Here is a 6,222-nt window from a genome sequence, read left to right on the forward strand (position 1 = left end):
GCTACCGACGCGCTTGGGCTCGTCAAGGCCGGACGCGACGTCTTCGAGCGCGGGGCCCGACGGCGAGTGACGTCAGTCGGACCGGCTGACGTCGTCGAAGTCGGTGGAGGCCGACCGCTCGGCCCACGCCGGCATGTCGCGCTCGAAGACGTCGCGTCCGGCCTTGACGAGCCCAAGCGCGTCGGTAGCGAGCAGCAGGCGCGGCGGCTGCTCGGCGCCACGATGCGCAGCACCGCAGCCGCGGCCTTGTCCGGGCCCCCTGGCTGGTGCCCGCTGCCGTGGATGCGCCGGGCGCGCAGCGGCTCGAACAGCTCGTCGTAGTCGGCGATCACACGAAAAGCGCGGCTCATCGAGCGGCCGACCCAGTCGGTCCGGAAACTGCCCGGCTCGACGGCGGTGACACGGATGCCGAAGCCGGCGCCCTCCTTGCCGAGCGCTTCGAGGATGCCCACCACCGCGAACTTGCTGACGAATTGCGGCGGCACGGGTTGCCGGCGCTCAGTGACGGTACGCGGTTGTCGCGATCTCGATGAAGGATCGGATCAAGGGGTTTGTGTCACCCTCGTTCCACACCGCCACCACTCGGCTCGGCGGCATGTCGATCAGCGGCACCACGGCCAGCTCCGCGGGCAGGTCGTGTCCGAGCGGGGCCAGGCCGACCGTGCCGTTCCACAGCACCGCCTGCAGGCATTCCTGGACGGCGCGCACCACTGGTCCCTGGCGCGGTCTGCCGCCGTTCCAGTACGACTGCCAGATGGGGTCGGTGCCCTGCGGGAACTGGAACCAGCGGCGGTCGCTCAGTTCGGCCAGCCGCAGCCCGTCTCGGTGGGCCAGCGGATCGTCGGCGCGCAGCACCACGCCGACCGGATCGGTCCGCAGGGCACGCACCGTCAGGGCAGTCACGTCGAACGGTGCCCGAGTCAGCGCGACGTCAACCAGTCCGGCGCGCAGCCCGCAGGTTGGGTCGGTCAGATCTGTGTCGCGGATGCGGATGTCGATGCCGGAGTGGTGTCGGCGGTAGGCGGCGGCCAGCCTGGCCACTCCCGGGTCGGTGCCGTCGCCCAGGATGCCGATGGTGATGGTCGCGACACCGGCCGCCGCGCTTACGCGAACCCGGACGCGGTCGGCATGGTCGAGTAGGGCCCGCGCCTCGTCGAGCAGCACTGTGCCCACCGGAGTGAGCGTGACGCCGGTAGGCGAGCGGACGAAGAGCAAGGCCCCGACATCGGCCTCCAACTGCTTGATCGCCCGGCTCAGCGGCGGCTGACTCATGTGCAGCCTGGTGGCGGCCCGGCCGAAGTGGAGTTCCTCGGCGACCGCCACGAAGTAGCGCAGGGTACGTAGCTCCACGCTGCAACGATACCCACGAGGTATCGGCGCTGCGGGACAGGTCTTGGACAGCCCTGGGGACCCGGCGGTGAACTCGTGAGCATGACCGAAGAAGCGAAGACCAGCGAGCCGCAGACTCACCCCGCTGTATCGGTGATGGGTCCCGGCGATGGCGAGATGATCGTTCTGGGTACCATGCGCATGCGGGTTCTGGAGGACGGCAGCCACACCGGGCACCGCCTCGCGATCGCCGAGTCCGTCCTCGCCCCGCATACCCAGGGACCGCCGCAGCACCGCCATTCCCGACACGACGAGGGCTTCTACATCCTGTCCGGCACCGTGCGGTTCACCGTGGGGGACGAGGATTACGACGCCACCACGGGCACGCTCGTGATGGTTCCGCCCGGTGCCCCGCACACCTTCGCCAACCTGACCGACCGACCCGCCGTCATGCTCAGCACATTCACCCCCGACCTGTACGTGCAGTATTTCCGGGACCTCCAGGAAGCACTCGCCGACGGCCGGCCGCTGACGCCACAGGCCAACATCGACGCGATGAGCCGCTACGCGACCGAGCCCGCCACTGACCTCGCCTGAAGCCGACGGCACAGCACGGCACAGCCACCCTCCTGTCGACCGGCAGGACGGTGGTGCTGCCACCTTTCTGTGTCCGGGCCCCTCGGATGACCGACCGGGCCTGACCAGTGGCTCTTCTGGCCATCGACGCAATCGACGGGTCTCCGTGAGCCGGTGGCCCATGAACGGGAATCATGGACATCGCCTATTGGATCGTCGCAGGGCTGCTCGCCTGCTTCTACGTCTACGCCGGCACGCTGAAGGTGATCCGCAGCCGCGATCAACTACGACCGATGATGGCCTGGGTCGACCGCATACCCCTGCCTGCCCTCAGGGCGCTGGGGACGGTCGAAATACTCGGCGCGACCGGCCTGATCCTGCCGCCGCTGACCGGTATCGCTCCCTCGCTGGCGACGGCCGCGGCCATCGGCTTCGTACTCCTGCAGACCGGCGCGATCGCCGTCCACCTGACTGGCGAAGACCGCCGGATCGCACTCAACGCAGGGCTCACCGTTACCGCGGCCGTGGCCATTTGGCTGGCCACCCGGCTGTGATCGAGCCCAGTCCTCGACCGGTGGACGCGACTACAGGACCGGCCGTTCCACGACCGCTGTCATTCTCATCTGCTGTCGCAACTCGTGAACAGAGCCAGCCGGGGAAGAGCCAGGGCGAGTTCTGGTTGATGGCGGGTGCTGGCGGGCAGGGCCTGGAGGTAGTCGAGCAGGAGGTCGGCCACGGGCTCAGGCACTGGGGTGGACGGGTCGCCGAGCCGGAGTGCGACGTGCCGGCCGTCGCGGAGGATGTCGTCGACTGTCGTGCGGACGATCCGGCCGACCGGCTGGGCGAACAGCAGGACCAGGCAGGCGGCGACCCGAACTCGCTCCTCTGGCACCACGACAACCCCCACGCCCGCGCCGGCCAGCCTCCGTACCCACCTTGCCGCCACGACGCCGCCGGGACCTGGGCACCGGGCTGGGTGATTCCGCGCTGAACGCTCCCGCCCGCGCGGGCCGGCCCTGCATCACCACTGTGGCAGTCCGTCTGTTACAGACGCCACTGATCAGGAGGTCTGACACAGCTTCCCACCTGCACCCTCACCTACGACGGCGTCGACGTGGTATGGCTGGTGACGATCGGAGGGTCAGCCAACGAGGTGCCGAGGCCGCCTTCTGGTCCGACAGCCACGAGTTCGGCACAGACCTGCGCGGCGACGTCATACCGGAGGTCAAGCGGGTGCCGCTGGACACACGACCGGGTACCGGTGCTCATACCGGACGAGAGCGAAACGGACGACACCGTGCTGTGGGTCCCGTTCGATGTGAAGGTGCGCGACGGCGGCTTTCACATCGTCGGGCGGTATCCGTACTGACGTCGCCCGCGGCCGACTGCGGCATCGACGAGGCGTGCCCCTGGGGCTCCTGGCCAAGGTCAGCGAGCATTCGCTTGCGCACTTCGTTCTGATCCCCAACGGCCAGGCCGTATTTGGCGGCGAGCACGGAAGCATCTCGGGCGTGCCACAGGCGGGACTACGCGCCAGGAATTGCCACACGGACCTCGGCTGGGAGCCGCGGTGCCGACGACCTGAAGCCGGTCTATGGGGGAGCGTCCAGTGCCTTGCTCGCTTCATCTGCGAAACCGGTGATTGAGCGAGAGAGCTCCGCAGCCTTCACGGTGTGGCGCTCGATGGATCACGTCTAGGCTTTCCGGGCCAGTCCGGCGGCGATGAGGTGTTCCCAGACCGTGAGCTCTCGTCTCTCGCGGCTGTTCCACGGGTTGTCGATCTCGTCGGGACGCCACAGGGACGCGGGGACGATCCCGGGGTCGAGGATCTCCAGGCCGTCCAGCAGGGAGGCGATTTCCGCGTCGGTGCGCCACCGGCCGCGGCCGAACGTCTGCTGGAGGACCTTCTCGGCCTCCGCGGTCTCCGGGTTGTTGCCGGAGCGGAAGTGGCTGATGAAGAAGTAACTTCCGGAGGGGACGTGGTCTCGCCAGTAGCGGACGATGCCGGCCGGGTCCTCGTCATCGTTGACGTGGTGGAGGATGGCGCTGAGGATGACGGCGACGGGACGAGTGAAGTCGATGATCTCCAGGGTGTCGGGGTGCGTGCGGATGCCTTCGGGGTTGCGCACATCGACCGCGACGACGCGGGTCCGGTCGTTGTTCTCCAGCAGTGCGCGACCGTGGACCAGCACTTGGGGGTCGGTGTCGACGTAGACGACCCGGGACTCGGGGGCGTGTCGTTGCGCGACCTGGTGGACGTTGTCCGCGGTCGGCAGGCCACTGCCCAGGTCGATGAACTGCCGGATGCCGGTGGCCTTCGCGATCTCCCGGACCGCCCGGGTCAGGGCCGCGCGGTTGGCGAAGGCGATGGCCACCGAACCGGGCAGGTCGCGCTTGAATACGTCGCCGATCTCACGGTCCACGGCGTAGTTGTCCTTGCCGCCGAGCAGGTAGTCGTAGACGCGGGCGATGCTGGGCTTGGCCGGGTCGATGGAGGAGCCTTCGTGCGTCATGGCGGCCATTCTTCCCCACAAAGTCGCCTGCGCACCCCCGTTTTGGGATCGTCCAGCCGCTCGGGGTGACGCGAGGACACGGACACCCAGGTTCGGTGTCCAATTCCTTGGCTGGTTGACAGGGCGACTGGCTTCCCTGTCCAAGGACACCCGCATCGTGGTCGACCTCGACCAGCACCTCAACAACGCGTGCTCGTACTCTCCAGCTTCTCCAGTCACTTGAGAACTGGATCAAGTGGGACGGAGGTGGGTACCTCCGGCCAAATCGAGGAATACTCATCACCAGTCCCACCTGTCCCACCTGTCCCCGCAAGAGCCGTTCCAGCCCCGAGCTAGCAGGCCCGCGAGTCGGAAGGCCCTGCGGATAGGCGTGGTCAGCGGAGACATGAACCCGCGGACGAGAACCGATACCCCTTCATGCAGAAAGTGCCTTCGCCTAGGGCCGACAGAACCCCTCGACAGGGTTCATCGTCCCGGCTCAGGAGGCACCTTCGCGTTTCCGGCGGCCGCTTGACTCCGCCCCAACCGACACGGCGAGGTTGACGATCACCTGGGATCAAACCCATTCACTCACGGAACGTCACAGATCAGCGGTTCTGAAAACAGCTTCTCACGACCGTGGATGACTCCCCCGAGAGACTGCCGAATCCGTTCCGCCGGCGGCTATCCGGGGCTCTGACAAGCGAACAAAGGGGCTGGCTGTGCGGTCTGGCACCGGAGGGACCGCCTCACTGTGCAACGGCGTCCTTCGCGCCCCCTCGATCCGCCGTAGGTTCAGCCGTGCCCGCCCGATGCCGGGCCGGGCGCGGGAAGGGCGATCCGGACGGTCGTATCGGGCGTAACACCGCATGCGTGCCCGGGCGAACCACCACTCGCCGTACTCCCATCACAGGATCTTGTCCGATACAGGGGGAAACGATGAAGAAGACCGTCAAGCTCGGTGCCGTGGCGGCGATGGCAGCGCTGGTCATGGTCGACGTGGGCATGGGGACGGCCCAAGCGCGCCCGGGGAACTGGCAGCTTCACACACCCTTCGCGGGAAACATGTGCCTGGACGCCGCGTATGCGCCCGGCGACCCGCACCAGGATCCGTCCAAGGACGGTGACAAGGTGCAGATGTGGGTCTGCAACGACCAGGCGCAGCAGGGGTGGATCTTCCACCCTGTCAGCACGCCCAGTGGCGTACCCGCGTTCACCATCACCAACCAGCGCAGTGGCCTGTGCCTGGACATGGACATCAGCGGCGGCACCTACCACAACATCCCCAACGACTACAAGGGACACCGGGTCCAGCTGTGGCACTGCATCACCAACAACGGGCAACCTGAGGCGAACCAGGTCTGGTACCAGCTCTCCGGTGACTACGACGGGTGGGCGCGACTGCAGAGCGGCTCCGACTCGGGCGGCACCTTCGACTTCATGGACGCCAAGAACTACGGTGGCACCGACCCCTCGCAGAACGGGGACCCCGTGCTGGTCTGGGACTACTACTCCCCGACCTCCCCGGACGGACGACACGGGGACGCGCCCCAGAACTGGAACTGGACCTGACCACAACCACCCGCGGTTCAGTGCGCTGACCACGGTTCGGGCGAGTCGGCAGAGCAGCGACGGATGTTCGATGCGGGGTTCCGCCGGGGGCCGAACGGATCGTCACCGGTACCGGCAAGACCGTGGTCGAGGTCGCGAAGGATCTGGGGATCAACGAGACCACGCCGGCCAGTTGAGTGCCGCGTTCCCGCCGCCGGGCGTCACCCCCCGCGGCGGGGAGGGCCCCCGCAAACAGCCCTGGGGGACCCCGCCG

Annotated in this window: 6 protein-coding genes and 1 pseudogene; 3 read left to right on the plus strand and 4 right to left on the minus strand. The window is 67.8% G+C overall.

Annotation, left to right across the window (positions count from 1 at the left end; all coding sequences use genetic code 11):
* Window positions 1-72 precede the first annotated feature (72 nt).
* Both AB0N07_RS49365 and AB0N07_RS49370 read right to left on the minus strand, forming a co-directional pair.
* Window positions 73-467 (minus strand): annotated as a pseudogene (locus tag AB0N07_RS49365) (short-chain dehydrogenase/reductase); the annotation flags it as partial.
* 31 nt (window positions 468-498) lie between these two features.
* On the minus strand, window positions 499-1,350 hold the full coding sequence (locus AB0N07_RS49370) for a LysR substrate-binding domain-containing protein (protein ID WP_365847331.1): 852 nt from the start codon (window positions 1,348-1,350) through the stop codon (window positions 499-501).
* Window positions 1,351-1,431: 81 nt separating this feature from the next.
* Here AB0N07_RS49370 and AB0N07_RS49375 point away from each other — a divergent pair, with 81 nt between their 5' ends.
* Window positions 1,432-1,926 carry a cupin domain-containing protein gene (locus tag AB0N07_RS49375; protein WP_365847333.1) on the plus strand — a complete coding sequence of 165 codons (495 nt, stop codon included), beginning with the start codon at window positions 1,432-1,434 and terminating at the stop codon, window positions 1,924-1,926.
* A gap of 173 nt (window positions 1,927-2,099) precedes the next feature.
* Window positions 2,100-2,459: a DoxX family protein gene (locus tag AB0N07_RS49380; RefSeq protein ID WP_365847335.1), complete on the plus strand. Its 360-nt coding sequence runs from the start codon at window positions 2,100-2,102 to the stop codon at window positions 2,457-2,459.
* 65 nt (window positions 2,460-2,524) lie between these two features.
* Here AB0N07_RS49380 and AB0N07_RS49385 read toward each other — a convergent pair whose 3' ends face one another.
* Both AB0N07_RS49385 and AB0N07_RS49390 read right to left on the minus strand, forming a co-directional pair.
* Window positions 2,525-2,797: a hypothetical protein gene (locus tag AB0N07_RS49385; RefSeq protein WP_365847337.1), complete on the minus strand. Its 273-nt coding sequence runs from the start codon at window positions 2,795-2,797 to the stop codon at window positions 2,525-2,527.
* An 802-nt stretch (window positions 2,798-3,599) separates the two neighbouring features.
* Window positions 3,600-4,427, minus strand: a complete 828-nt coding sequence (locus tag AB0N07_RS49390; RefSeq protein ID WP_365847339.1) for an SAM-dependent methyltransferase — start codon at window positions 4,425-4,427, stop codon at window positions 3,600-3,602.
* 909 nt (window positions 4,428-5,336) lie between these two features.
* On the opposite strand from AB0N07_RS49390, the gene AB0N07_RS49395 reads away from it, so the two are divergent.
* On the plus strand, window positions 5,337-5,969 hold the full coding sequence (locus AB0N07_RS49395; RefSeq protein WP_365847341.1) for an RICIN domain-containing protein: 633 nt from the start codon (window positions 5,337-5,339) through the stop codon (window positions 5,967-5,969).
* Window positions 5,970-6,222: the final 253 nt, after the last annotated feature.

It is taken from the genome of Streptomyces sp. NPDC051172 (assembly GCF_040682555.1).
In the GTDB taxonomy this organism is placed as follows: domain Bacteria; phylum Actinomycetota; class Actinomycetes; order Streptomycetales; family Streptomycetaceae; genus Streptomyces.